This window comes from Stenotrophomonas sp. 115C5, assembly GCF_056861055.1.
In genome coordinates, this window is sequence record NZ_JBSPUQ010000003.1 from 236,459 (window position 1) to 257,493 (window position 21,035).

A 21,035-nucleotide genomic window follows, 5' to 3' on the forward strand; every position below is an offset into this window, starting at 1 on the left:
ACAAGCTCTTTGAAGTTGCGCTGCAGACGAATGGCCGGGAGCCGTCAGGCTCCCGGCTTTTGTCATTCCCCGACGTTACGCAGATTGTCGTAGAAGAAGCGCTCGTCGCGATCACCAGTCATGCCGTACAGGCCGTACTTGCGGCCGAGCATGGCGCCACCATCGCGGATCAGCGGGTTCCAATTGAAGGCCGCACGGCCACGCGTGGAGCGTGGCAGGAATCCATCGAGCGGAATGCTGAAGTAGATACCCTTGTCGAAGCTGCCCTCACCGAAGTCGCGCGCCGAGACATTGGTCTTGGTCGCATACGCGCCCATTGTCACGCCGTTGTCGAATACGCGGGCCAGGTCCAGAGTGGCGCCCTTGTCGCCGGCCAGATACTGGCCGACCGATAGCGAGCCGATGATGCGTTCACGGGCGTCGAAGGCGTAATAGAACGTGGCGTGGCCGGTGGTGACGCGGTAGTCACGAAGGCCCCAGTGCTGGTCATAGTCGCGCTGTTGCACCCGGTTGAGATTTGCGCCAACCGCCCAGCGCTCGCCGCTTGGGCGATACAGCAGTTCGCCGCCGACGCCAGCATACATCCACTCCAGGTAGCCTGCGTAGGCGATGCCATACAGGTCCGGTGCCAGCCGCCCGGCGATGTTGGCCTGCAGGTTGGGCAGCATGATGTCGGAGGTGGTCAGGTACTGGCGGATGTCGGTACGTACACGCGGCAGGCGGCTTGGGGCGTTGTACTTGAACTTGTGGTAGTTGTTGGTGACATCGGCACTGATGGTGCCGGTCAGCCAGATGTTGTCGCGCAGGAACAGGCTGCCCGTATAGTTGGCTGCGACCTGGTACAGAATGAAGCCATCGGGGCCACCAAGGTTCTGCCGGTAGCCGATGTTGAAGCCGCCGCCGAACGGGTTGCGCTTGGGTGTGTAAAGCGTTTCGCGCGCGCGCGCGTCAGGCGCCTGCAGTTCCGTGCTCCGTCGCAGTACGTCTTCGCTGACGGTGCCATCCAGGTATCCCGCGAACGCTTCGCGGTTGATCGACAGATCGGCGATCGGCATGCCCACGCGGGTGGTACGCAGGGTGAACCAGTTGTAGTCATCGCCGGTCGCGTTGGCAAGAATGCGCGTGGCGCGTCCGAGGCCCTTGGCGGCATGCAGGTAGCGGGTCTGGTAACCGTCGACATACAGTTCGTCGCCGCGGCGCGAAATGCGTTCGACGCGGAAGCCGGCATTGCGCTGCAGCTCGGTGCTGATCGCTGCCCAATCGGTGCTGGTGCCAGGTGCGGCACCAGAAGCGTCGCTGTTGGCAACTGATGCGCGCTGATCGACGGCGGCCGTCTCGGGCAGCAGTCGCTGCGGTGGCGGGTCGAACGGCTTCGGTGCAGCAGGCGCATTGCCCGGGTTGCCACGCAGGGTGAGCGAGAACATCGCCGCGTCGCCGCGCTCCCAGGCTGCAGTCAGCTCTACATTGCGGTTTGGCACATAGACCAGGCCCACGTTGACGGGCGTGCGCTGGCGCAGGTTGTTGTTGCGGGGTTCGCGGCGGTAGTCGTTGCCGTCGTATTCGACTTTGAGCAGCAGCTCATCCATCGGCGTCTGGTAGGTGATGCCGCCAAAAACGCCAACTGGCCCCTTGAACATGTTGCTCAGGCCGAACTTGCCGGACTGGGTGATGTCACTGTTGGCAATGGAGCGGCGGTCCTTGAAGCGATCATCGATAGCGCCGAGTGGATTGGAGAAGTCGCCGCGGTTGCCAATGTAGCCGGTGGCAAGTCCGATCGACGCATCGATCGGACCGAAATTCTTGTTGGCAACCAGGTATTCGCTGGAAAAGAATCCAGTGCCACCCAGATCGCGCACACCAAAGGCCAGCTCCGGCAGCAGGCGTGATTCCTGCCATAGGCGCAGTTTGAAGTCGATCGACTTGTCCTTGTAATGCTGATCGCCTGCAACGCTGGGCCCGTACAGTAAGTTATTGACATTGATGTAGCGGAATGACGCCTCCAGCCATGGGAATGGCTGCATGGTCAGGTTATAGCGGGCGTACGGAGCGTTGTATGACGCCGTAAAGCTCAGGTCTCCGTCGCTTGCCATGCGCGCGGTAGGCGTCTGCAACAGGCCGATCCCGCCCCATTCGTTGGCGGTGGGTGGCGGCGCCTCCTGTGCATGCAGCGCGCAGGACAGCGACAAGGCGAGCGCGCTCAGTGCGAAACGGGCGGGGCGCACCGGGTGCGCGCGCAGGCAGGGCTGGGTCATCACGGATTGATGGGCTGGGTGGCGATGAACGTGGCGAAATCGCTGTTGAACAGCGGGTCGATATGCTTGATGAGGGACGCACGTACGGGCACGAAGACCGTACCTCCAGGCGCGACAGCCTGGGGATCTGCGCGGTTCCACAGGCCGATACCCAACTGCTGGATTCGCCCGTCGGGTTGAATCACGTAAATATCGTTGCGGTCGGCAAGAGGACTGGGATGACAGTCACGCAGATAGTCGCGTGCATCGCGCTGCGGGACGTGCGGCAGCTCGCATTCCTGCTCCACTGCGCCCATGACGGTGATCGTGCGTGGCTGCAGTGGGAATCGCAGCCTATCGCCTGTGGCTAGTACCGGGTTGTTCGCGGGCCGGACCTGGATCAGTCGGGCGGGGCCGGTGATGGGTGTCCGGCCGGTGGCCGGATGTGTCTCCAGCCAGGTCTGCAATGCCTCCGCGAGCGTGACCACCTGTGCGTCGGCAGACTCTGCCAGCTGCCCGGCGCCATACTGCAGCCCTGCGCGCAGCCGCACTTGGGCCTTCAGGGCGTGTGGGCGTTCGAGGCTTGTCCCCAGGAGGTAGGCGTCGGTGTTTGGGCGGGCTAGCAGTAGCCCGTCGGCCAGACGGGCGCCAGCGCTCAGCTCGTACTCCCCGGCTGCTTCTGCGGCACCTTCAATATGTATCTGCGCGGCCTGGACGCCAGTGGCAGCAAACAGCGCGGCAAGGATTGCCGGGTTGGGAAATCTGAACGTCATGGCTCAATCCTTGGCCGTGCGATAGGGTTTGAGCTGGGTCAGTTCTGCGACGCGGCCGGGTGCCAGATGCTGTCGGCTTTTCCAGATGAAGCCCGTGACCGGATCTGCCCAGTAGACATTGCGGCCACTCATTCCGCCGCCCTGTAGCCGCTCGTCGAACCGCTGCAGGGTTCGACGCGAACCCAGTATGTCTACCTGCTCCAGTGCGCCCCTGCTCAGTGTGCCGGTCACGGCGACGTCGACCTGGTAGGCGGGAACCCAGTCATAGCGGCGTTGCACCGTAACGGGCGCGGTCACTGTACGCAGGTCGTCGAACGGCGAAGGGCCATCGATACGCGCACGCCATTGCTGCCCCAGGCCGCTGCCACCCAGCAGCAGGCCGTGAGCGTCCATTTCGAACACCGCATGTGAGCCTGCGAACCACTGCTGGCGGCCTCCATCGATGTAGCCCAACACCGCCACTGCGGTGAGGTCAGGAGTTTCTACCTGCATCTGTGGGAAGCGGTTGTTGGCCACGCCTTCTGCGGTCGCCTGTGCCGGGCGATGGGTGATCAGCCGGAAGGTGTCCACTGTGGAACGGCTGCCGGTGGTGCACCCGGTGAGCAGCAGGGCGGCGACGATGACCATCAACACCGCGCCATGGGCCCGATGTGCTGGGCAGTGGCAAGCCGCATCCATGCGAGCCATGTCAGTTGTCCTTGATTTCGGTTCCGGTACGCGCCGCGTTGTACAGGATATTGGTGAAGGGCAGCAGCTGATTTACGAAGCGGTTCCAACGGCTGACGCCGGCTGCGCCGACAAATACCACGTCGCCCGGCTGCAGATGGAACTGGCTGCCGGCAGCAAATGCGGTCGGCGAGCGCGCCTCCAGCTGATAGACCATCGACGGCTCCTGCTGCAGGTCCGTGCTGCCGCGGATGACATACACGGCGTTGCCGTTTGCGGTCTGTTGAAGCAGGCCGCGAGCACGGCCCAGTGCCTGGTTCAGCGAGACATCGCCCGTACGGAAGCTGTAGGCGCCAGGCTGATTGACTTCGCCCACCACGAAGATCTCTTTGCGATCCAGATAAGGGACGAAGATGGAGTCGCCATCCTTGAGGAGCAATTGGCGGCCGCCAAACTCGCGGGCCAGGGTTTCCAGATTGATCGTGTAAGTGGTGCCTTCCCGGCTGAGCTGGATGCCGGACAAGTCGGCCTGCTGGTTGTCCAGTCCGGACTGGCTGATCGCATCCGCCAGCGTCAGCGGCGAGGTGCCCAGAGCAATCGGTGAGGATCGCTGGGCAGCGCCTGTCACCCAGACCCGCTGGCTGCCATAGGTGAGGACGGATACGTCCACTTGGGGCGATTCCACGTACTTGGCCAGGCGGGTGCTGATCTCCTCGCGGAGCTGCATCGGCGTCTTGCCTGAAGCTGTGACCTTGCCGATGTATGGGTAGAACATCGTGCCGTCACTCTGCACAAGGCGCCCTGCCAGAGCACCTTGCTGCTGGGGACCGGCCGGCACGGTCAGTTCCGGGTGATCCCATACGGTGACATAGAGAATGTCGCCGGCGCCGACCGTGTACGGTGCCGGCTGGTAATCGAACAATGCAGCCGGCAGTGAATTCTGCGTACGCGCGGCGTTTTCCTGCGCGATCAGCTTCGGCGTGATGGTGACGATTTCCAGCTGACCATCGCCGCTCTTGCGGTCAACGGCGACGTCGCTGCGGCGCAGGTGCTGTCCCGGCGCAAGCGCACAGCTGGACAGTGCCAGTGCGGTCAACGCAGCGGCAAGAAGGCGAGGGGTGATGTTATTCATGGGAATGAGAGTCTGGCAGGCATAAAAAACCCCCGCCGGGCCGCGCCCGGCGAGGGCCTGAGTGGTACGCGGTGCGCTGATCAGCCGCCGGTGCCGCCGGTGCCGCCCGTACCACCGGTGCCGCCCGTACCGCCGGTGCCTGGGCCGCCCGGACCCGGGCCGCCCGGATCGGTGCCGCTGCCGCCGTCATTGCTGCCGCTGGTGCTGTCGCCGCCGATGCTGTAAGCAACAGCCGCCGCCGCGACTGCAATCACGGTGGTGCCGACCACGGCAGCCGACGAGATGCCTGCAGCTTCTGCGCCTGCGACTTCAGTCGCGGTAGCCCCAGAGCCAGCCGTAGCCTGCGCTTCCTGCGCGAAACTCATCATCGGGGAGGCGGACAGGGCCGCCAGTGCCACAACTGCGATCGTCTTCTTGAACATGGGAGGCCTGCTCCGTCAGGGAAAATTCCTTTCACATGTTCTGCGGATGAACCCCTGCTGTCAAGATTTATGATTACTGTGCCCAATGATGGCCTTTGACAGGTGACGAATGGCCACGTAGATCCTGGCGTTCGAACGCTTGCGCGCGGCCGGACAGTGTCTTCGCCGCGGCCTTCACGAGGTCATGGGTGTGCAGGTCTGCGAGCAATATCGGTGTGGTCATTGCGGCGGCAATGGCCAGCAACGCGGCGCGGCCATGCACGGCCAGGATATAGCCCAGCGTCTGCCCGTCACGCAGCACCCAGGCCGACGCAGCCACGCCGAGGCTGATTCCTATGATGATCTCGGATGGAGAGTGGGCTCGCAATGGCAGTCGAGAGCAGCCGATCGCAAGTGCTAGCCCTGCGCCCGCGACGGCCCAGGCCCGAAGGTGGCGACTGCGGCCGCTGGCCAGCAGCCAGAAGGCTACGGGATAGAGCGTGCTGGACATGGCGGCGTGCCCGGAGATGCCGGTGAAATTCAGATACTCCAAGCCGAAACCCCAGCCCATGAAGGCGATCTTGCTCGCCAGCGTGGTCGCGGCGACTACAATGATTGCCGTTGCCCAGCGCCACAGCAGGTGGCGGTGAGAGGTTGGCAGGAACAAGGCGAGTACAGTGGCAAGCGGAAACAAGGCGCGGCTGTCGCCGAGCGCAGACAGGCTCTCCCAGAAGGTCATCATGCGGCGACGGTATAAGTGCAGCGGGTGGATGTGCACAGAATACTGGTGCTGGACGTCCTGCAGAACGCCCCGCGCTTGGTCCATTCAGCCAGACGAGGTATCCTTTGCCGCTGCCAATGGCCCCGTAGCTCAGCTGGATAGAGCGTCCCCCTCCTAAGGGGAAGGTCGCCCGTTCGAATCGGGCCGGGGTCACCACAATCAATAAGTTAGGCAGCCGCAGCGGCGGGCATTTCCCACTGTTTCCCGCATATCCACAGGATTTGGTCCCAGTGGTCCCAGCGGCGCGGATCAGTACCTGAGCTTCGCCACTGCGCCATCGTCGCCTTCAGGCGTCAGATGGGCATAGTATTTCTCGGTCGTGGCGTAATCAGCGTGCCCGGCCAGGATCTGCACTCGTCGCAACGGCACCCCGGCCATGACCATATGCGCGCAGAAGGTGTGCCGTAGCCGATGCAGGCTGCCGCCGATCCCCGCCCGCTTGGCATCTGAGGCAAACCAGTCCGACACGGTGTCCTTGTGCACGGCCACCAGCGGATCGGGTAGGTGGCGCAGCGCCCAGCGCGCATACCGGTTCAGCGGCACCTCGCGCCACTTGCCCGACTTGGTGCGCCCTTGGCCATCTTCGTCTGGCTCGCTCTCGACCCTGAGTTTGCGCCCGGTCACCGAATCCTTGCCCAGCCCAACCAACTCGCCGCGGCGAAGCCCCGTGTGTGCCATGAACAGCCACAGGGGCGCCCGACCGGGGTTTGCACGGTACAGCTTGCGCATCGCGGCCCGGTCGTAGAATCGGACGGCCACGCTACGGACCCCGCGCGGCGCCTGAGTTTCCTCCAGCGGGTTGAAGTCCAGTTCCTTCCACTTCACGCCACGCCGGAATGCGGCCTGCAGCCTGCGCACTTCCTTGCCTACGGTTTCCGGGGCCACCTTGTCCTTGGTCAGGCGGTCCGTCTTGTAGGACTCCATTTCCATCGGTCGCAGGGTGTCGATCGGTCGGTGGCCGAAGCGGGCAATGAACAGCCGGACCTCGCTCTTTGCTTTGCCGTGTGTGGTCGGGTGCTCCGCCTTGTACCAGTCAAGGTACGCCTCCAGGAACTCCCTGACAGTTGGCAGCCGGGGGAGGATGCGCACCCCATGGGTCAGTTCCGCTTCTTTCGCTGCTCGTATGCCCTCAGCTTCGCGTGGGCTGACGCGACCAATGGTGACACGGCTTCGCTTGCCGCCTTCCCGCCAGTTGAGGTACGCGGCGCCGTCCCGCCAGAAGATTGTGACTTTGACCATTGTCTGGAGCCGTAGATTGCAGAGTAGAGGGCGGCCTTCTCGTAGAGTTTCTTGCCCATGAAATTTCGGGGTTCGACGCCGTAGTCGGCGATGTTCGAATCGAACTGGCTTCGGGAAACGCCGCAGTAGTGCGCGGCCTCGTCCACGGTCAGCCAGTCCTTGCCGACGATGTCCAGCTTTTCAGCAGCTCCCATCGGGTTCTCCTTCAGTTCGTGGCCAGCGCAGCGCGCAGCTGCTCGGTGGCGGTGTTCATGCGGCTGCAAACAGATCGGCAGGCATCGTTACCTGCGTTCGGCCTGCTGCCTTCGTTTCGAGGATGTGCCCCCCCCACTGCTGGGCCATCGCCGCGGCAATCGCGGGATCGAAGCGCGAGCGCTCCTTCTCGCGGTCGGGGCCTGGTGGCATCAGGTGGCAACGGGCCTCGATCTTCCCGTGCTGCGCGATCACCTGCGCCTTCGTGTGGGTGGGCACCAGCGCCGGCAGATTCTTCAGCCAGAGCGTGGCGCCCTTGGTGAATGGGCTGCCGAAGTCGTAGGGCTGCACGGTCTGCGTCGGTCGGCCCAGAACGCTCATGGCCAGCCCGTGCGGCTTCGAGTTCTCGTTGCCGATGAATTCGATCGGCGCGGCCATCAGGTCGGCGAACAGCAGCGCTCCCTCCAAGAAGTCGCGCATCCTATTCGGGTACTTCGGGTGCCGGCGACGATCGGGCTGCGGCAGCGCAGTGTCGTCGGGGTGGTACATCCAGCGGATGCCGGCCAACGTGTTGAAGGTGCAGTAAGGGTGGGCCACCATCGCCAGCCAGCGGCCGGCCTGCAGGTGGTTCCGTACGTCGTCCTGGATGTGCCAGCGCGGGTCGCCCTCGCTGGGGCGCAAATCGCACGAGTAGGCATCGAAGCCGAAGGCGCGGAACGCCGACGCCACGGTGTCGCTGTACTCGCAGGCCACGAGGATGGGCAGCAGATCAGCCATGAGCGCGCCTCCGCCAGCACCAGCGCAGCCCTGCGCGCGCGGCGCGGTAGCCCTGCAGCGCGAGCCAGAGGGCGCCCAGCACCAGCAGGATCCCAACCAGGGCGAGCAGGTGGACCATTGCAGCGGTGAGCAGCTGGTCAGCCATGGGCGGTGGCCTCGCGGCTGCGTGCGAACTCGGCGTTTCGCTGCTCGCTGGACGCGTGCTTCTTGCAGAAGTGGCGCGTATCCGGGAGCCAGCCGGTAAACCAGTCCCAGCCGAGCGTCCCGGCATTGGAAACTGCAACCGAAACGGTGCATGCGCTGTGGTCGCATCGCATCATTGCTCGGCCATCGGCGGCGAAGAACCGGCTCATTTGCCCACCGCCTTGCCGTCGATCAGGGCCAGCAGCTCGCGCAGCGTCTCCAGCTCGGTGCTGTTTGGAGAGGACAGACCGAGCGAAGTCATCACGGCCGGACGGAAGCGTTCCAGGTCCACGGCTTGCGCGGGCGGGCGGTACAGCGGCACGATTTCCGCATTGCCGGGGCCACCAGCAACCGCGGCGCTGTCGTGCGACTCAGCCATGGCGCGGGTCTGGAACAGCAAACTACCGAATCGGCCATCGCGGAACGTGGCGTAGCCTACCGGCTCCTGCCCCACCGGCTGGCGGGTGGCGAGATACGCCGCTTGCAGCCTTTCCACCTCTGTCCGTGCCCTAACGAGACGATCGGCTATGCGCGGCTGTCCTGCTGCCGATAGCTTCTGAGCTGCACGGGTAATCACATCGCACGGGTCTTCTATATCGTGTGCATCCCCCTGACCACCCGGGGAGGGCTGGGCGGCGAGGTGCTGCGCGATGCGGCCGTGCAGATCCTCCATCGGTGCATGGCTTCCGATGCAAGCGCCGCAGTCCAGGGATGCAAGCTGCGCGCAGACTTCCCGCAGCAGAGCATCCGCCAGGCCCAACTCCCGCTGCCCCAGCAGCGCCGGCCCATCCCCGCGCAGCTCGCGCACGCGGTTGGCTACGTCCATCTTGCTCATGCCCGGCTGGCCGAAGAGCGCTTCGGCGATCTGTGCGTCTAGGCGCTGCTCTGCTCCGTCTGCCATCGTGGTGTTCATGCAACCTCCTGCAGCTGAGTGGTGGCCTGTTCGGCCTCGATGAGGGCGTATCCGATGGCGTCGACCTTCGCGGCCAGGTCTTTGCGCATCTGGCGCAGCGCCATGGCGATAAAGCGGCGGTGATCGGTCAGGGCGAACTGCCGCATGCTGATGTGCAGCGCGCCCTTCAGGTCGCGGCGGAACAGGCGGTAGGTGAGGACATGGCCACCCATGACGCGGTCGATGGATCGGCCCCAGGCGAAGCCCTCGGTGCGCTTCGGCAGCCGGCGGTCGTAGCGGTGGTAGGTCATCAGTAGGTGTCCCGTGCGTTGTCCAAGGCGGTCTGCACGTCCGCCGATAGCTGCTGGTCGGCAACGCTGGCGAACAGAACGTCGTAGTTCCAGGTCGTGTCGCGGAACACACGGCCGTCATCGAAGTCGCGCAGACAATCCAGCACGTCGTTGGCAATGGCCTTGTCCTCGTCGGTTTCGACGGAGAACCGATCGAGTGCATAGCGCACTCGGTAGGGGCCTTCGCTCCAATCTCCGCGTGTCTGCCGCATGGCCACAGCCAGATCGAGGCGCTTGTCACGACCCCGCAAGGCTTCCAGCACGTCCTCCCATGACGCATCGATAGGAAGCTCATACCGGATCAGCATCGCGGCCAGAGCCATATCAGCCTTGCGCTGCTCGATCAGTCGGTTGTGCTCCCTTTCCTTGTGGCGGTCAGCCTGCTCCTTCTGCTTCGCTGCTTCCGCTTCGAACCGGCGGTAGTCGGCCAGCAAACGCCCGTAGGTTGCTTGGGCATGGTCCCACCCGTCGCTCGTCTTCACCTCCCTGCGTAGATCGGTCAGGTAGCCGGCGTCGTGCGTGATCGATTTCGGGTAACGGGATCGGGAGCGCAAATCACGTTCGCTGAAGCGCGACGGCATTCCGATCTCGGCCATCAGCGCTGTTACCCGTTCGATGATCTCCTGGTTGGCCGCCATCGCGGGTAGGTTCGCTTCATGGGTTGCCTTGTCTTCGGCGTAGGCCTGTTCCAACTTCTGCAGGGCGATGGCAGCTGTACGGGTCGGGCAGGCGCTGCCGTAGCTGGTCGACGGCGCGTAATACTTGGGGTCCGTCTTACAGCTGGTCACCTTGTTGCACGGGGCAATCTGCTGGATCTTCATGCGTGGCTCCGAAGAGGCACGCGGCGCACTGGCCCGTGCCACAGGTTGGTGAGGTTGTTCAGGCGCACCTGCAGCGGGTCGCGGCGCAGGGGACGCAGAGGGTCGTGCAGGCGGCGCTCGGTGTTCCGGCAGGGCGCGCACGCGGCGGTGGCCTTGCCGTTGATCAGGGCGAAGAACCGCAGCGGCAGCCGGGCCGCGCACTTCGTGCAGGTCTTCATGCTTCAGTCCCCAGGTAGAACGGGTCGATCTTCCAGCCGGCCTCGCGCGCCGCACGCAGCCGCAGCTCGTTGGCGTCGAACTCGTCCAGCTGCAGCGCGGTGATGGCGCCCTCGACGTGGTGCGGTTGCAGCGGCCGGTCAGTGCGCTGGAAGACGCGCCACACACTGAAGGGCTTGCAGCCCCACGCGGTGGACAGCGCGCCCAGGCTCTTCCCGTCTTCGTGCACGTATCGGCGCACCAGGTCGCGGGCGGTGGCGTTCGGCGGGATCGGCTTCCGCATGGCAGCCTTCACCCCTGCGCGCCGGCCGCTCACGCTGCCACCTGCTGGTGATCGCCAGCGCGCAGGCTGCGCTCGAAGCCCAGGACCATCTGCCGGAACGGTTCAAGGTCGGTGCGCAGCTTGGCGATGAACGCCTCGTCGCGCTCGAAGCGGCGCCACCACAGCTGCTTGCCCACGGAGGCGAGCGCCGGGCAATACAGGCCGATGTGCCACCACTGCCGGTCGGTCAGCCACATGCAGCCCTGGGCCTGTTCGAACACCTCGCTCGCATCGTTGTCGATGTGGAACGCGCGCAGCTTCTCCGGGTTGATGAAGCACTTGTATTCGCTGCCGCCGTCCTCGCCGATGAAGCCGTCGGCCGAGCAGCCGTAGTCGCCGCACTCGCTCAGTACGAACCCAGCGCGCTTCACCAGCAGGCCGGACTGCACCTCATGCTCGGCGCGGGCCTCCGGCTCCAGCTCGTGGCCCCGGCGCATGGCAAACGTCTCGAAGCCTTCGTCCAGCGGCTCGCCACTGATGCGCTCGATGGCCAGCCGGAAGGCGTAGTTCTTCGACGCTTCGCTGAAGTCGCCGATGGGCTCGCCGGCGATGGCCTTCTCGATGATGGCCGAGCGCGGCACGGCCTTGTAGCCTGCGCGCTCCATGGCAGTTTTCTCGGCCAGGCCGGACAGCACCGCATCCACGTAGGTGCGCTGCTGGTCGGTCAGCTCGCCCACGCGCGAGCGCGCGGTGGCGAACATGCTGGCCGTGATGATGCCGGCGCGGGCGCGGTGCCACGCCTCGCTGCCCTGGTCGCACCCGATGACGATCACAGCGGCACCTCTTCATCGGCTGCGGTCTGCTGGTCGCCTTCTTCGACTACGGTGGCGCTGGCGCGTTCGGCGATGCCCTTCAGCGTTTCGTGGCCCGCGCTGCCGATCAGCTGTCGCTGCTCCTTGGTCAGGCGGCCCCAGGCGCCCTCGTATTCCTCCATTCCGCAGTCGGCAAAATCCTTCAGGCTGGCGTACAGTGCCTGGCGTTCCGGGGTGTCTTGCGGCTCGGCCTGCTGCTGGCGGGTGATGGCGCCAGCGGTGGAGGGGCGGCGATCAGCGCGCACGGATTCGGCATCGATGATGTCCTTGCCTTCCATTTCCTCGGCGGTTGGCTGGGAGCCGACCGCTTCCGGGAACGCCTTGCGCAGCGCCTGGGCCTCGGCACACTTCGCGAGCTGGCCGAAGGCGCGCTTCTCCCACATGGCGTTGGGACTGCCATCGCTCTTGGACGCGTAGTTCTCCAGCCAGTATTCCTTGGCGGAGAACTCCACCACCTGGTTACCGAGCAGCTTGCGGACCGTGACGCGACACCACTCCGGATAGTGGAGCTGGAACGGCTGCTGCGTCTTCTGCCTGCGGCCATTTGGGCCGTTGGACCAGACGTCACGCACGGATTCCATGGTGCAGGTCGGTCCGAACTCGGGTTCGCTGCAGCCAGCGTACTGGCCGGTGCGGGAAGCGTTGATGCGGTACAGGCCGATGCCGGGCATGACCACGTCGCGCATGCCGTTGACGGCGCTTCCGTCGGGGTTCTCGCCGATCTTCACCTTCATCGGCACGATGTGCACCGGCTTGGTCATCGGGTCGAGCCCGGCCGCCTGGCAGTAGCTCAGCACCATGTCGATGGACGCATCACTGGCGCCCGGGTACAGGCTCGACTTCAACGCGCCGCGGATGGCTTCGGCCTGCTCGCTGGTCATCAGGGCGCCGGCAGCGGCGCGGGTGGTCATCTGGTTCATGGGTGCCTCAGTAGCGGATGGCCACGGCCGGGACCTTGCCCTGCACGATGGCGGTGATGACGGCGGCGGCGATTTCGTCTTCGATGCCCAGGGCGACCAGGGCGGCGACGGCGGCGCGGTTGATCAAGCGGCGGTGTTCGATGTCGGCGGCGCGTGCTTCGTCCTCACGGCGCTGCGCATCGGCCTTGGCCTGGCGTTCGCGCTCGGCGCGGTCGGCCTCTTCTTTGGCGCGGCGCTCCGCAGCAGCGACGGCCTCGGCCTTTTCGCGTTCGGCACGCGCTGCTGCGTCCTTGGCGCGCTGCTCGGCTTCGGCTGCCTCACGGGCTGCGCGCTCGTTAGCTTCACGGGCCTCACGTTCGGCGCGCTCGATGGCGGCAGTTGCCTCGCGCTTCGCGTTCTCGGCGGCCTCGGCCTGCAGGCGGGCCTCACGCTGGACGCGCTCACGCTCGGCATTCTCGGCGGCGACGCGTTGGCGCTCGGCCTCCTCAGCGACCCGCACGGCTTCCTCGCGGGCTCGGATCTCTTCTTCCCGACGGGCGATATCCGCCAGGCGCGCCGCTTCGGCCTCGGCGCGGGCGCGTTCCTCGGCCTCCACGCGTTCGCGCTCGATGCGCTCCTGTTCGGCCTCCCAGTCGGTCAGCGGCTTGCGTACCTCGTCGCGCAGCGCGTCCAAGGTGTCGCGGGCCTTCTTGCGGGCGGAGTCGATGTCGCCGGTCTGCTTCTTCAGGTCAGCCACCAGCGCCTTGCCGGCGTCATCAATGGCCGTCTTGGAGCGCGACACCTTGTAGGCGATCGAGGCGATTTCCTTGCGGCCGGCCACGGTCTTGACGTTCGGCACCAGGGTGACGGCCTCGGCGCGGATGCGGGCCAGCAGGTCGTCCAGTCCGCCGCCGGTGAAGACCTCGACGGCGTTTACAGATTCGAGCGGGATCAGGGCTTCGGACATGGCAGTTCCTTTGTCGAGTGGAATAGGTGCCGGCGTCGTGGAATCCCGGCCGGCGCGGGGCCCGTGAGGGCGGGGGAATGCGTTACGCGGCGAGGTCTTCCTGCACGGGCTTGTCGCCCTTGCTGGTGTTGAGCGGCGAAACGAGGGTCAGCTGCACCTCGTTCTTGATCTGCTCGCACAAGGCACCGGCTTCGGCCTTGGTCGGGTGGAACACGGCGCTGAAGGTCAGCTGCAGCGTTCCGCCTTCCAGGGGTTCGAAGGACAGCTTCTTCAGGGTGACGTCGCTGATAACCAGCGGCTCGGACAGCCCAAGGCCGCTGCCGATCAGCAGGGAATAGCCCGGGTACTCTTCGTCCCACGGCAGCGCGCCCAGCTTCGGAAACTTGACCGCCGTCAGGCCGTCGCCGCCCTCGATCAAGTCCTGCTGCTCGCCCTGCGTAGCCTTGCGATACAGGGCCTGGCGCAGACCCTTCTGGAAGTAGTCCAGCACGCTGCTGCTGACGGCTACGACCAGCTTCAGGTCGCCGGCCAGCTTGTTTTCGTCGCCGTGCTTCTCCGCACGGGGGTTGAAGTTGGCGACCTTGGCGGTCGCATCGCGCAGTTCGAACATCGGTGGTGCCTCTCGTAGTGCCGGCGGCGCCGGCGGGAAAGGGGAGCGGATCAGCCGCGCACGCTGCTGGTGGCAGCCCAGCTGGCTTTGGCAGCGTCACGATCGACGTGGGCCTGGTGGATCTCTGCGATGCGCAGCGGCACGACGATGGCGGCGAACAGCGCGACTGCGGCCCAGGCAATGCGGAGACGGCGGCTCACGAAAGCACCGCCTGCAGCAGCACAGCGGCCAGCACGCTCAGGCAGAACGACAGGGCATTCGTGACGACAGTGGCCACCACGTGGTGGCGAGTTTCGCGTTCGGCGGCGGTCATGCGGCCACCTGCTGCAGCGCCATTTCCAGCAGCTGCGCGTCGATCGCGGCGGCCTCGTCACGGGCGAGCCGGTACAGGTCCTGCAGCACGCCCGAACCCATCAGGTCGGCCGGGTCCGTGTGGTGCAGCCGGTGCAGCGCCAGCGACACCTCGGTGTAGTGGGTGCCGCTGAAGGTGCCGGCCGTCAATTCCTCGGCCTCGCGCAGCTTCGCCGGGTCGGTGCGATAGGCCTTGGCCAGGTCCGCGGCCTGCTCGGCGCGGTACTCCTGTTCAAGGCATGGATCTTCCTGGTCGTCCCAGTTGCGCTGGGCGCTACGTGCCCGGTCGGAGGGAGTGTGGAAGGCCATGGCTCAGCCCTGCCCACACTGGCGGCGATAGCGCAGCACCGCGCTGGCAACCAGCGCTGCCCAGGCGATCAGGTAGAGAAGTGCTTCTGCCATGGTGGACCCCGTCTTGGATGGCCCGGGTGGGCCGACGGGGCAACATTACCGAAACGGTTATCGACGGTCAATACCGAAACGGTAATTTTTTTGCGACCGGTTCGGGTTGGTGGGCCCAAACGCAAAGAACCCCGCGCTGGCGGGGTTCCGGTGGAAGATCAGGGGGAAACTTCAGTAGCGATAGCGGAGCAGTCCAGCGTCCTCAAAGCTGACACCGTCCAGCATGCACTCCTGCGCGCGCTCCATATCCTTGTGCAGCTGGATCAGCGCTTCATCATCGAGCTGCTCGATACCCGCAAGGCCAAACACTGCCTGGTCGATGATCATCTGCATGGGGTACCCCCAGCGTCGCCGGAAGTGTCTGATCATCTTGCAATGCGACTCCCGCATCAGGTCATCCATGCCGCGCGGGGGAGGTTGTGGTTTTACCAGGCGAAGCTTAGGCCGATCGCTACCTACCTCGGACCCCATCGCCTTCGCCATCCGGCTAGCCAGCTCCCTCAACCGTTCTTCGCTCAAAGCCATCATTCGCTCCCTTTGCCTTTTCCAGCCGTGCCACGAAGGCCCGCATGAAGTCGAGAACGTTGCTGTCATCCAGAGCAGCCGCTTCCGCACTGACCGTCTCATAGGCGACGGCCAGTGCGACCACATTGATGTCTGGGACAGGTGGTTCTCCCCTGATTTCCGCCACTAGCTGCAGTAGCCGATGGGCGGAACGGAGCGTAGCCACGTCTATTCCCACAGACTGAGACGCTGAAGCGGGTGGGCGATCCAGTTCGCCGTGGACAAGGCCCATGGCAGCCTCCAGGTCACGGGCCAACCTTCCTCCTATGCCCTTTGGAGCCCCTTCGGAGATCCATTGGCTGACCTGCGGCTGCGCCCAGCGGCTGCCGCCGTACTGGCGCGCCCATTCGGCTGGGCCTCCCGCCTGATTGACCAGACGGCGCATGTTTTCGGTTCGGGCAGTGCTTGCGTCCATAGGGGTAATGGTCACAAGCGACGACCTGCGGGGGAATGACCGAAACGGTATTGACCGCCAATAACCAAAACGGTAATGTGCGGCGCATGAACCTGACCAACTACGCCACCAGCAAAGGGGGAACCGGCACGCTGAAGTGCCCGGTTCTGGTTTCGGTTGCCCAAAAGGCCAACTGCAGCGTTGGAACGCTCTACCAGATCGCGCTGGGGAACAAGCAGCCCAGTCCGAAGCTTGCAAACGAGATCCACCGCGCCACCCGGGGGCGGGTCAACCGCAGCGAACTGCGCCCCGACGTCTTCGGTCCGGCGCCGGCCAATGAACCCACCGATTCGGCTGCCTGACATGGCCACCTCACACCGGCCTGGTGGGGAAGGGCACAACCACGCCCACCGCACCGGCCGCCATCGGCTCGCGCTTCTTCCGCTTCAGCGGTCGCACGTGGGTCTTTCCACCCGCCCTTACGAGGGCAAAGCACCGCCCACCGGTCCAGATCATCTGGACGACGTTTCCGTGGGCATTCCGCAGTGAACCGGGCATCGGGGCCTTCCGTTGTGGTGGGCCTCCATTTCCGCCCCCAACCCCCTGGCAAGAAAAGGCAAATCATGGAAATCACTGACAACCTGACGGATCCAACTGGACGGCTTCACCTGGGCATCTGCGTGACCAGGAAGCCGAAGGACGCACCGCTGCAGGTCGTGCGGCAGATCGAGTCGCCGGACCAAGCACTGGCCATCGCGATGAAGGCCGGCGATCACAAGCTGGCCAACGTCGCCGCTGCCATCGGCAAGTCGGAGAGCTACGTGTCGCGCATGCGCCGCGGCATGCGTCCGATCCCGCGCCGGCTGGTCGGCCCGCTGTGCGCTGCGACTGAGTCGAACCTGTTGCGCCAGTTCTTCGATCTGCAGGCTGCCATGGAGCCCCCGTGCTGGCGCTCGGAAGTGTCGCGCCTGGCCGGGATGCTGAGGGGCGCATGAGCACGGACGCGCGTCTCAGCACGGGTTTGCCCGGCCACCCGAAGACGAAGAAGCTGGTTCGTCGGCTGGGTCCTGCCGCTGGCTGGTCGCTGGTGTGTCTGATCCTGTGGGCGCGCGCCAACCGGCCGGATGGCGATCTGGAAGGGATGACCGCCGAAGACATCGAGTTGGCTGCGGACTGGGCTGGCGACAACGACGCGCTGGTGCGTGAGCTGGCCTCGGTCGGATTCCTCGATGGCAGCGAGGGCGCCTACCAGCTGCACGACTGGTCCGAGCATCAGCCCTGGTCAGCCGGTGCTGAGGCTCGTTCGGAGAAGGCGAAATGGGCTGCACTGTGCCGCCGGCACGGTCGCCAGGAGGCATCGCAACTGATGCCAGAGTATGCGGCCAAGCTGCTACAAGCACAGAACGAGCAGGGTAGTGGCATGCCCGTAGCAGGCGGAAATCTGCCGCTAGCAGATTCTGGCAATGCCCCGTCTCCGAATCCGTCTCCGTCTCCGAATCCGTCTCCAAAAGCAGAAGAACCTCCCCATACCCCTCCGGCTGCCGCCGAAGGGGCGAAGCCAGGGCGGAAGAAGCGGGAGAAGATCACCTTCGCTGCGTTCCTCGACCAGTGCCAGGACGCTGGCGAATCGGCCATCCCGAGGACGGACCCGATCTTTGCCTTCGCCCGTGACGCTGGGATCCCGAAGGACTTCCTGCACCTGGCATGGCGGGAGTTCGCTGGCCGGCATCGCGACAGCGGCCGGTTGCAGAAGGATTGGCGCGCCCACTTCCGCGATGCCGTCCGCCGGAACTGGTTCAAGCTCTGGTGGTTGCCGCCTGCCGGCGGTTGCGAGCTGACCACCGCCGGTGTGCAGCTGGCCCGTGAGCGTGACGCCGAAAAGGCCCGTGAGCAGGAGCAGGCCCCATGAGCGCCCAGCCTGCCTACCGCGACGACTATGCCTACCTGCCGGTGCCGCCGCATTCGATCGACGCTGAGCAGTCCGTCCTCGGCGGGCTGATGCTGGCGCCGGAAGCGCTGAGCGAGGTCCGCGATGTGCTGACCGAGCGGGACTTCTACCGCCGCGACCACCAGCTGATCTGGCACGCCATCTGCGATCTGGCCGACCGTGAACAGCCCTTCGACACGGTGCTGCTGATCAACTGGTTCGAGAACCAGCGGCAGCTGGAGTTGGTGGGCGATGGCGCCTACCTGGTCGAGCTGGCCAGCACCACGCCGTCAGCGGCCAACATCCGCGGCTATGCAGAGGTCGTGCGCAACAAGGCGCTGCTGCGGGGCGTGATCGAGCGCGCGACCGAGATCACCAACGACGCCTACGGCACGGCCGACGAGGACGCCGATGCGCTGGTGGCCAACGCCACCGCGAAGTTCGCCAACCTGAGCGTGCAGTCGGGCGGCAACGGTGGCCTGGTGATGGTGCGCAGCGATCTGCAGGGCATGTGGGAGGAAATGGAGGCCCGGTTCGAGGGAACCGCCGACCTGGGGCTGGTTCCGCCGTGGCAGAACGTGGCGAGGAAGCTGCCCGGTCTGGAACCCACGGACCTGATGATCCTCGCGGCCCGGCCGTCGATGGGCAAGACGGCGAACATGCTGGAGTGGGTCTACAGCGTGGCAGTGCAGGGCAAGCACGCTGCGGTGTTCAGCCTGGAGATGGCCCGCCGGCAGCTGCTGGCGCGGTTGATGAGCATGCACTCGGGCGTGCCGCTGTCGCGCATGCGCGTGAAGGGCGAGCTGACCAACGACGACTGGCACAAGCTGAGCATCGCCCGCAACTTCCTACATGGCCTGCCGCTGGCGATCGATGATTGCGGCTCGCTGCCGGTGGATTCACTGGTCGCGCGCGCGTCCCGCATGCACGCCAAGGTGAAGGGCGGGTTGGGCGTGGTCGCGGTCGACTATCTGCAGCTGCTGTCGGGGCCGGCCAAGGCCGGTAACCGGACCGAGGAAGTCTCCTACATCTCGCGCACGCTGAAGAAGCTGGCCAAGACGCTCGGCTGCCCGGTGATCGCGCTGTCGCAGCTCAACCGCTCGCTGGAGACCCGCACCGACAAGCGCCCGGTGATGGCCGACCTGCGCGAGTCCGGGGGCATCGAGCAGGACGCTGACGTGATCGCCTTCATCTACCGCGACGACTACTACACGAAGGACGCCTGCGGCGCTCCCGGCATCTCGGAATTCATCCTGGCCAAGAACCGCCAGGGCGAGACCGGCACCGCCTACCTGCGGCATCACCTCGAATGCAGCCGATTCGAGAACCACCACGGCGAGAAGCCGAACTACTCGCTCAAAACCGTTCTGCGCGATGCAGACGATGACAGCGGCGGCTTCGACGCGCCGCGCGATCGCCGCAGGAGCGGCAAGGACATGGCAACTGGAGAGCGCGCATGACACCGAACGAGAGGGCGAGCTGGTGCATTCAGCAGGCCGAGGAAATCGAGGCAGGCCTGCCGCCGGTGGATGCCGAACTGGATCTGGTCCCCATCGGCTACGCCATCGCTGGCTGGTGCAGGGGTATGGCCACAACCTTGGCGACGGAAGAGGAGCGCGCCGCATGAACCTGGGAACCTTCATTCTCCGCGCCGGCAATGCCCGCGACCGCATGGCGGCTGCGTGGCACTTCGCCTGCCAGTTCCTGGAGCTGGGGCTGGACGTGTGTGTGACCGTCAAGGAGTACAAGCCCAGCCGTAGCCTGGAGCAGAACGCCATGTTCCACGCCATCTGCGGCGAGATGGCCACCCAACTGAAATGGGCCGGCCGCTACATCGACGCCGAGGGCTGGAAGCGCCTGCTGGTCGACGCGTGGGCGCGCGAGTCCAACCGACAGCAGGGCGACGTGGTCCCGTCCCTTGACGGCGCCAGCATCGTGAACCTGTCCATCCAGACCCGGCGCATGACCGTGGGACAGATGGCCGAACTGATCACCTTCGCGCAGGCCTGGGCCGTGGAGAACAACGTGCGCCTGAGCGACCAAGCCCCGAAGCGACTGCAGAGGTATGCGGCATGAAATGGCTCAAAGAAAAGCTACAACTCGTGGCTTACCTGGTCTTCATCGGAGGCTTTCTGCTTCTGGTTGGAGGTTGCGTTCGCTGGCAGTTCAAGGAATGCACCAGCGTGGGGCATAGCGCCCTGTACTGCGTGTGGCAGATGGGTGGACGCTGATGAAGCGCGGTCGCAGCACCAGCAAGCCCACCGTTGAGCAGCAACAGCGCATGGATGCCATCAAGGACATCGGCTGCGTGGTCGCATATGCCTTGGGCATGGGCTACATCCCCTGCGAAGTGCACCACCTGACGGTCGGCGGCAAGCACGGCCAGAAGCGGCGCGGCCATGACTTCACCATCGGCCTGAACCCGTGTTCGCACCGCGGCGAGCCCTTCGGCGGTATGGACGCGGACACCTGCGAAGCGCTGTTCGGCCCGTCCTACGCCAAGCAGCCGCGCCGCTTCCGCCAGGAGATCGGCAACGACGACTACCTGCTGGACCTGCAGAACACCGCGCTCGACCAGTATTGGGGGAGGGTGCGGCCATGGCGCGCAGCCTGACCTTCGGCATCGACCCTGGCCTGACCGGCGCCATCGCCACGCTGGTGGACGGCGAGGCCGGGCCGGTGATCGACACCCCCACCATGGAAGTGGACGGCCACACCGAGCTCGACGCGCGCGCGATGGCGTTGTTCATCCGCGCCGCCAAGGAGATGAACCCGGATGCCCACGTCTCGGCCTGCATCGAACGGGTGCGGGCCATGCCGGCCAAGGGTCGAAAGCAGGGCGCCCAGTCGTCCATGAACTTCGGCGACACCTACGGCAAGGCAAAGGCAGTGCTGGAGCTGCTGGGCATACCGACCACCAGAGCGGAGCCGGCCAGCTGGAAACGGTCGTTCGGGCTGCTGAAGCAGGAGAAGGACGCCGCTCGCGTGCTGGCGATCAGCCGGTTCCCATCAGCCGCGCCGTCCCTGCGCCGCAAGAAGGACAACGGCCGCGCCGACGCGCTGCTGATCGCCCTTTGGTTCGAGAACACCCACCTGGCCTCGCACATCACCGACGAGGCCTCAGCCTGATCCC

At 65.4% G+C, this 21,035-nt stretch carries 32 protein-coding genes and 1 tRNA gene; 9 read left to right on the forward strand and 24 right to left on the reverse strand.

Features of this window, described 5'->3' with window-relative positions; all coding sequences use genetic code 11:
- Positions 1–62 precede the first annotated feature (62 nt).
- The 6 genes from AC13FN_RS06295 to AC13FN_RS06320 all read right to left on the reverse strand — a co-directional run bounded on the left by AC13FN_RS06295 (position 63) and on the right by AC13FN_RS06320 (position 5,945).
- Complete coding sequence (locus AC13FN_RS06295) at positions 63–2,252, reverse strand: YjbH domain-containing protein (RefSeq protein WP_217015709.1); 2,190 nt, start codon at positions 2,250–2,252, stop codon at positions 63–65.
- Positions 2,252–3,004 carry a capsule biosynthesis GfcC family protein gene (locus tag AC13FN_RS06300; RefSeq protein WP_478413597.1) on the reverse strand — a complete coding sequence of 251 codons (753 nt, stop codon included), beginning with the start codon at positions 3,002–3,004 and terminating at the stop codon, positions 2,252–2,254. Before AC13FN_RS06300 ends, AC13FN_RS06295 begins: the two co-directional genes overlap by 1 nt.
- 3 nt (positions 3,005–3,007) lie before the next feature.
- Entirely contained in the window at positions 3,008–3,631 is a 624-nt protein-coding gene (locus tag AC13FN_RS06305) for a YjbF family lipoprotein (RefSeq protein ID WP_197644936.1), read from the reverse strand.
- A 61-nt stretch (positions 3,632–3,692) separates the two neighbouring features.
- Positions 3,693–4,766 (reverse strand): polysaccharide biosynthesis/export family protein, encoded by a 1,074-nt coding sequence (locus AC13FN_RS06310; RefSeq protein ID WP_019338478.1) that lies wholly within the window; start codon positions 4,764–4,766, stop codon positions 3,693–3,695.
- Positions 4,767–4,882: 116 nt separating this feature from the next.
- Positions 4,883–5,224 (reverse strand): hypothetical protein, encoded by a 342-nt coding sequence (locus AC13FN_RS06315; RefSeq protein ID WP_482984818.1) that lies wholly within the window; start codon positions 5,222–5,224, stop codon positions 4,883–4,885.
- Positions 5,225–5,297: 73 nt separating this feature from the next.
- Positions 5,298–5,945, reverse strand: coding sequence for a phosphatase PAP2 family protein (locus AC13FN_RS06320; protein WP_049436340.1), 648 nt, complete (start codon positions 5,943–5,945; stop codon positions 5,298–5,300).
- 118 nt (positions 5,946–6,063) lie between these two features.
- Between AC13FN_RS06320 and AC13FN_RS06325 the strand changes: the two genes are divergently transcribed.
- Positions 6,064–6,140 (forward strand) — tRNA-Arg (locus tag AC13FN_RS06325).
- Between the two features lie 93 nt (positions 6,141–6,233).
- On the opposite strand, the gene AC13FN_RS06330 is transcribed toward AC13FN_RS06325, so the two are convergent.
- From AC13FN_RS06330 to AC13FN_RS06415, 18 genes are all read right to left on the reverse strand, one after another.
- Positions 6,234–7,073 carry a tyrosine-type recombinase/integrase gene (locus AC13FN_RS06330; protein WP_468011102.1) on the reverse strand — a complete coding sequence of 280 codons (840 nt, stop codon included), beginning with the start codon at positions 7,071–7,073 and terminating at the stop codon, positions 6,234–6,236.
- A gap of 8 nt (positions 7,074–7,081) precedes the next feature.
- On the reverse strand, positions 7,082–7,417 hold the full coding sequence (locus AC13FN_RS06335) for a hypothetical protein (protein ID WP_482984817.1): 336 nt from the start codon (positions 7,415–7,417) through the stop codon (positions 7,082–7,084).
- 55 nt (positions 7,418–7,472) lie between these two features.
- Positions 7,473–8,192 carry a hypothetical protein gene (locus AC13FN_RS06340; RefSeq protein WP_235646619.1) on the reverse strand — a complete coding sequence of 240 codons (720 nt, stop codon included), beginning with the start codon at positions 8,190–8,192 and terminating at the stop codon, positions 7,473–7,475.
- On the reverse strand, positions 8,185–8,337 hold the full coding sequence (locus AC13FN_RS06345; RefSeq protein ID WP_482984816.1) for a hypothetical protein: 153 nt from the start codon (positions 8,335–8,337) through the stop codon (positions 8,185–8,187). The genes AC13FN_RS06340 and AC13FN_RS06345 overlap by 8 nt, the downstream gene beginning before the upstream one ends.
- On the reverse strand, positions 8,330–8,545 hold the full coding sequence (locus AC13FN_RS06350; protein WP_482984815.1) for a hypothetical protein: 216 nt from the start codon (positions 8,543–8,545) through the stop codon (positions 8,330–8,332). The genes AC13FN_RS06345 and AC13FN_RS06350 overlap by 8 nt, the downstream gene beginning before the upstream one ends.
- Positions 8,542–9,288 carry a hypothetical protein gene (locus AC13FN_RS06355; RefSeq protein ID WP_482984814.1) on the reverse strand — a complete coding sequence of 249 codons (747 nt, stop codon included), beginning with the start codon at positions 9,286–9,288 and terminating at the stop codon, positions 8,542–8,544. Before AC13FN_RS06355 ends, AC13FN_RS06350 begins: the two co-directional genes overlap by 4 nt.
- Positions 9,285–9,578 carry a hypothetical protein gene (locus tag AC13FN_RS06360; RefSeq protein WP_482984813.1) on the reverse strand — a complete coding sequence of 98 codons (294 nt, stop codon included), beginning with the start codon at positions 9,576–9,578 and terminating at the stop codon, positions 9,285–9,287. Before AC13FN_RS06360 ends, AC13FN_RS06355 begins: the two co-directional genes overlap by 4 nt.
- The gene (locus tag AC13FN_RS06365; RefSeq protein ID WP_482984812.1) at positions 9,578–10,438 is read right to left on the reverse strand and encodes a hypothetical protein; all 861 of its coding nucleotides are present in this window, start codon (positions 10,436–10,438) and stop codon (positions 9,578–9,580) included. Before AC13FN_RS06365 ends, AC13FN_RS06360 begins: the two co-directional genes overlap by 1 nt.
- Positions 10,435–10,656: a hypothetical protein gene (locus AC13FN_RS06370; protein ID WP_482984811.1), complete on the reverse strand. Its 222-nt coding sequence runs from the start codon at positions 10,654–10,656 to the stop codon at positions 10,435–10,437. The genes AC13FN_RS06365 and AC13FN_RS06370 overlap by 4 nt, the downstream gene beginning before the upstream one ends.
- On the reverse strand, positions 10,653–10,937 hold the full coding sequence (locus AC13FN_RS06375; protein ID WP_228756390.1) for a hypothetical protein: 285 nt from the start codon (positions 10,935–10,937) through the stop codon (positions 10,653–10,655). Before AC13FN_RS06375 ends, AC13FN_RS06370 begins: the two co-directional genes overlap by 4 nt.
- 29 nt (positions 10,938–10,966) lie before the next feature.
- The gene (locus AC13FN_RS06380) at positions 10,967–11,749 is read right to left on the reverse strand and encodes a lambda exonuclease family protein (RefSeq protein ID WP_482984810.1); all 783 of its coding nucleotides are present in this window, start codon (positions 11,747–11,749) and stop codon (positions 10,967–10,969) included.
- Positions 11,746–12,708 carry a phage recombination protein Bet gene (gene bet, locus AC13FN_RS06385; protein WP_054172907.1) on the reverse strand — a complete coding sequence of 321 codons (963 nt, stop codon included), beginning with the start codon at positions 12,706–12,708 and terminating at the stop codon, positions 11,746–11,748. The genes AC13FN_RS06380 and bet overlap by 4 nt, the downstream gene beginning before the upstream one ends.
- Before the next feature lie 7 nt (positions 12,709–12,715).
- Positions 12,716–13,654 (reverse strand): hypothetical protein, encoded by a 939-nt coding sequence (locus tag AC13FN_RS06390; RefSeq protein WP_482984809.1) that lies wholly within the window; start codon positions 13,652–13,654, stop codon positions 12,716–12,718.
- 82 nt (positions 13,655–13,736) lie between these two features.
- On the reverse strand, positions 13,737–14,264 hold the full coding sequence (locus AC13FN_RS06395) for a hypothetical protein (RefSeq protein ID WP_164158749.1): 528 nt from the start codon (positions 14,262–14,264) through the stop codon (positions 13,737–13,739).
- Positions 14,265–14,314: 50 nt separating this feature from the next.
- Positions 14,315–14,464 carry a hypothetical protein gene (locus AC13FN_RS06400; protein WP_482984808.1) on the reverse strand — a complete coding sequence of 50 codons (150 nt, stop codon included), beginning with the start codon at positions 14,462–14,464 and terminating at the stop codon, positions 14,315–14,317.
- A gap of 109 nt (positions 14,465–14,573) precedes the next feature.
- The gene (locus tag AC13FN_RS06405) at positions 14,574–14,924 is read right to left on the reverse strand and encodes a hypothetical protein (RefSeq protein ID WP_482984807.1); all 351 of its coding nucleotides are present in this window, start codon (positions 14,922–14,924) and stop codon (positions 14,574–14,576) included.
- 264 nt (positions 14,925–15,188) lie between these two features.
- Positions 15,189–15,350 carry a hypothetical protein gene (locus AC13FN_RS06410; protein WP_157805986.1) on the reverse strand — a complete coding sequence of 54 codons (162 nt, stop codon included), beginning with the start codon at positions 15,348–15,350 and terminating at the stop codon, positions 15,189–15,191.
- Positions 15,351–15,504: 154 nt separating this feature from the next.
- On the reverse strand, positions 15,505–15,966 hold the full coding sequence (locus tag AC13FN_RS06415; RefSeq protein WP_253900843.1) for a hypothetical protein: 462 nt from the start codon (positions 15,964–15,966) through the stop codon (positions 15,505–15,507).
- Between the two features lie 116 nt (positions 15,967–16,082).
- Here AC13FN_RS06415 and AC13FN_RS06420 point away from each other — a divergent pair, with 116 nt between their 5' ends.
- The 8 genes from AC13FN_RS06420 (at position 16,083) to AC13FN_RS06455 (ending at position 21,031) form a co-directional block, all read left to right on the forward strand.
- Positions 16,083–16,337, forward strand: coding sequence for a transcriptional regulator (locus AC13FN_RS06420; RefSeq protein ID WP_135273357.1), 255 nt, complete (start codon positions 16,083–16,085; stop codon positions 16,335–16,337).
- Between the two features lie 261 nt (positions 16,338–16,598).
- Positions 16,599–16,970: a hypothetical protein gene (locus AC13FN_RS06425; RefSeq protein WP_482984806.1), complete on the forward strand. Its 372-nt coding sequence runs from the start codon at positions 16,599–16,601 to the stop codon at positions 16,968–16,970.
- Positions 16,919–17,884, forward strand: a complete 966-nt coding sequence (locus AC13FN_RS06430) for a hypothetical protein (RefSeq protein ID WP_482984805.1) — start codon at positions 16,919–16,921, stop codon at positions 17,882–17,884. The genes AC13FN_RS06425 and AC13FN_RS06430 overlap by 52 nt, the downstream gene beginning before the upstream one ends.
- Positions 17,881–19,362, forward strand: a complete 1,482-nt coding sequence (gene dnaB, locus AC13FN_RS06435) for a replicative DNA helicase (RefSeq protein ID WP_482984804.1) — start codon at positions 17,881–17,883, stop codon at positions 19,360–19,362. The genes AC13FN_RS06430 and dnaB overlap by 4 nt, the downstream gene beginning before the upstream one ends.
- Positions 19,359–19,529, forward strand: a complete 171-nt coding sequence (locus AC13FN_RS06440) for a hypothetical protein (protein ID WP_482984803.1) — start codon at positions 19,359–19,361, stop codon at positions 19,527–19,529. The genes dnaB and AC13FN_RS06440 overlap by 4 nt, the downstream gene beginning before the upstream one ends.
- A complete protein-coding gene (locus tag AC13FN_RS06445) occupies positions 19,526–19,978 on the forward strand; it encodes a recombination protein NinB (RefSeq protein WP_482984802.1) in 453 nt (150 codons plus the stop codon). Before AC13FN_RS06440 ends, AC13FN_RS06445 begins: the two co-directional genes overlap by 4 nt.
- Positions 19,979–20,132: 154 nt before the next feature.
- Complete coding sequence (locus AC13FN_RS06450; protein WP_482984801.1) at positions 20,133–20,516, forward strand: Ref family recombination enhancement nuclease; 384 nt, start codon at positions 20,133–20,135, stop codon at positions 20,514–20,516.
- Complete coding sequence (locus tag AC13FN_RS06455) at positions 20,501–21,031, forward strand: hypothetical protein (RefSeq protein WP_482984800.1); 531 nt, start codon at positions 20,501–20,503, stop codon at positions 21,029–21,031. Before AC13FN_RS06450 ends, AC13FN_RS06455 begins: the two co-directional genes overlap by 16 nt.
- The last annotated feature ends 4 nt before the right edge of the window (positions 21,032–21,035 follow it).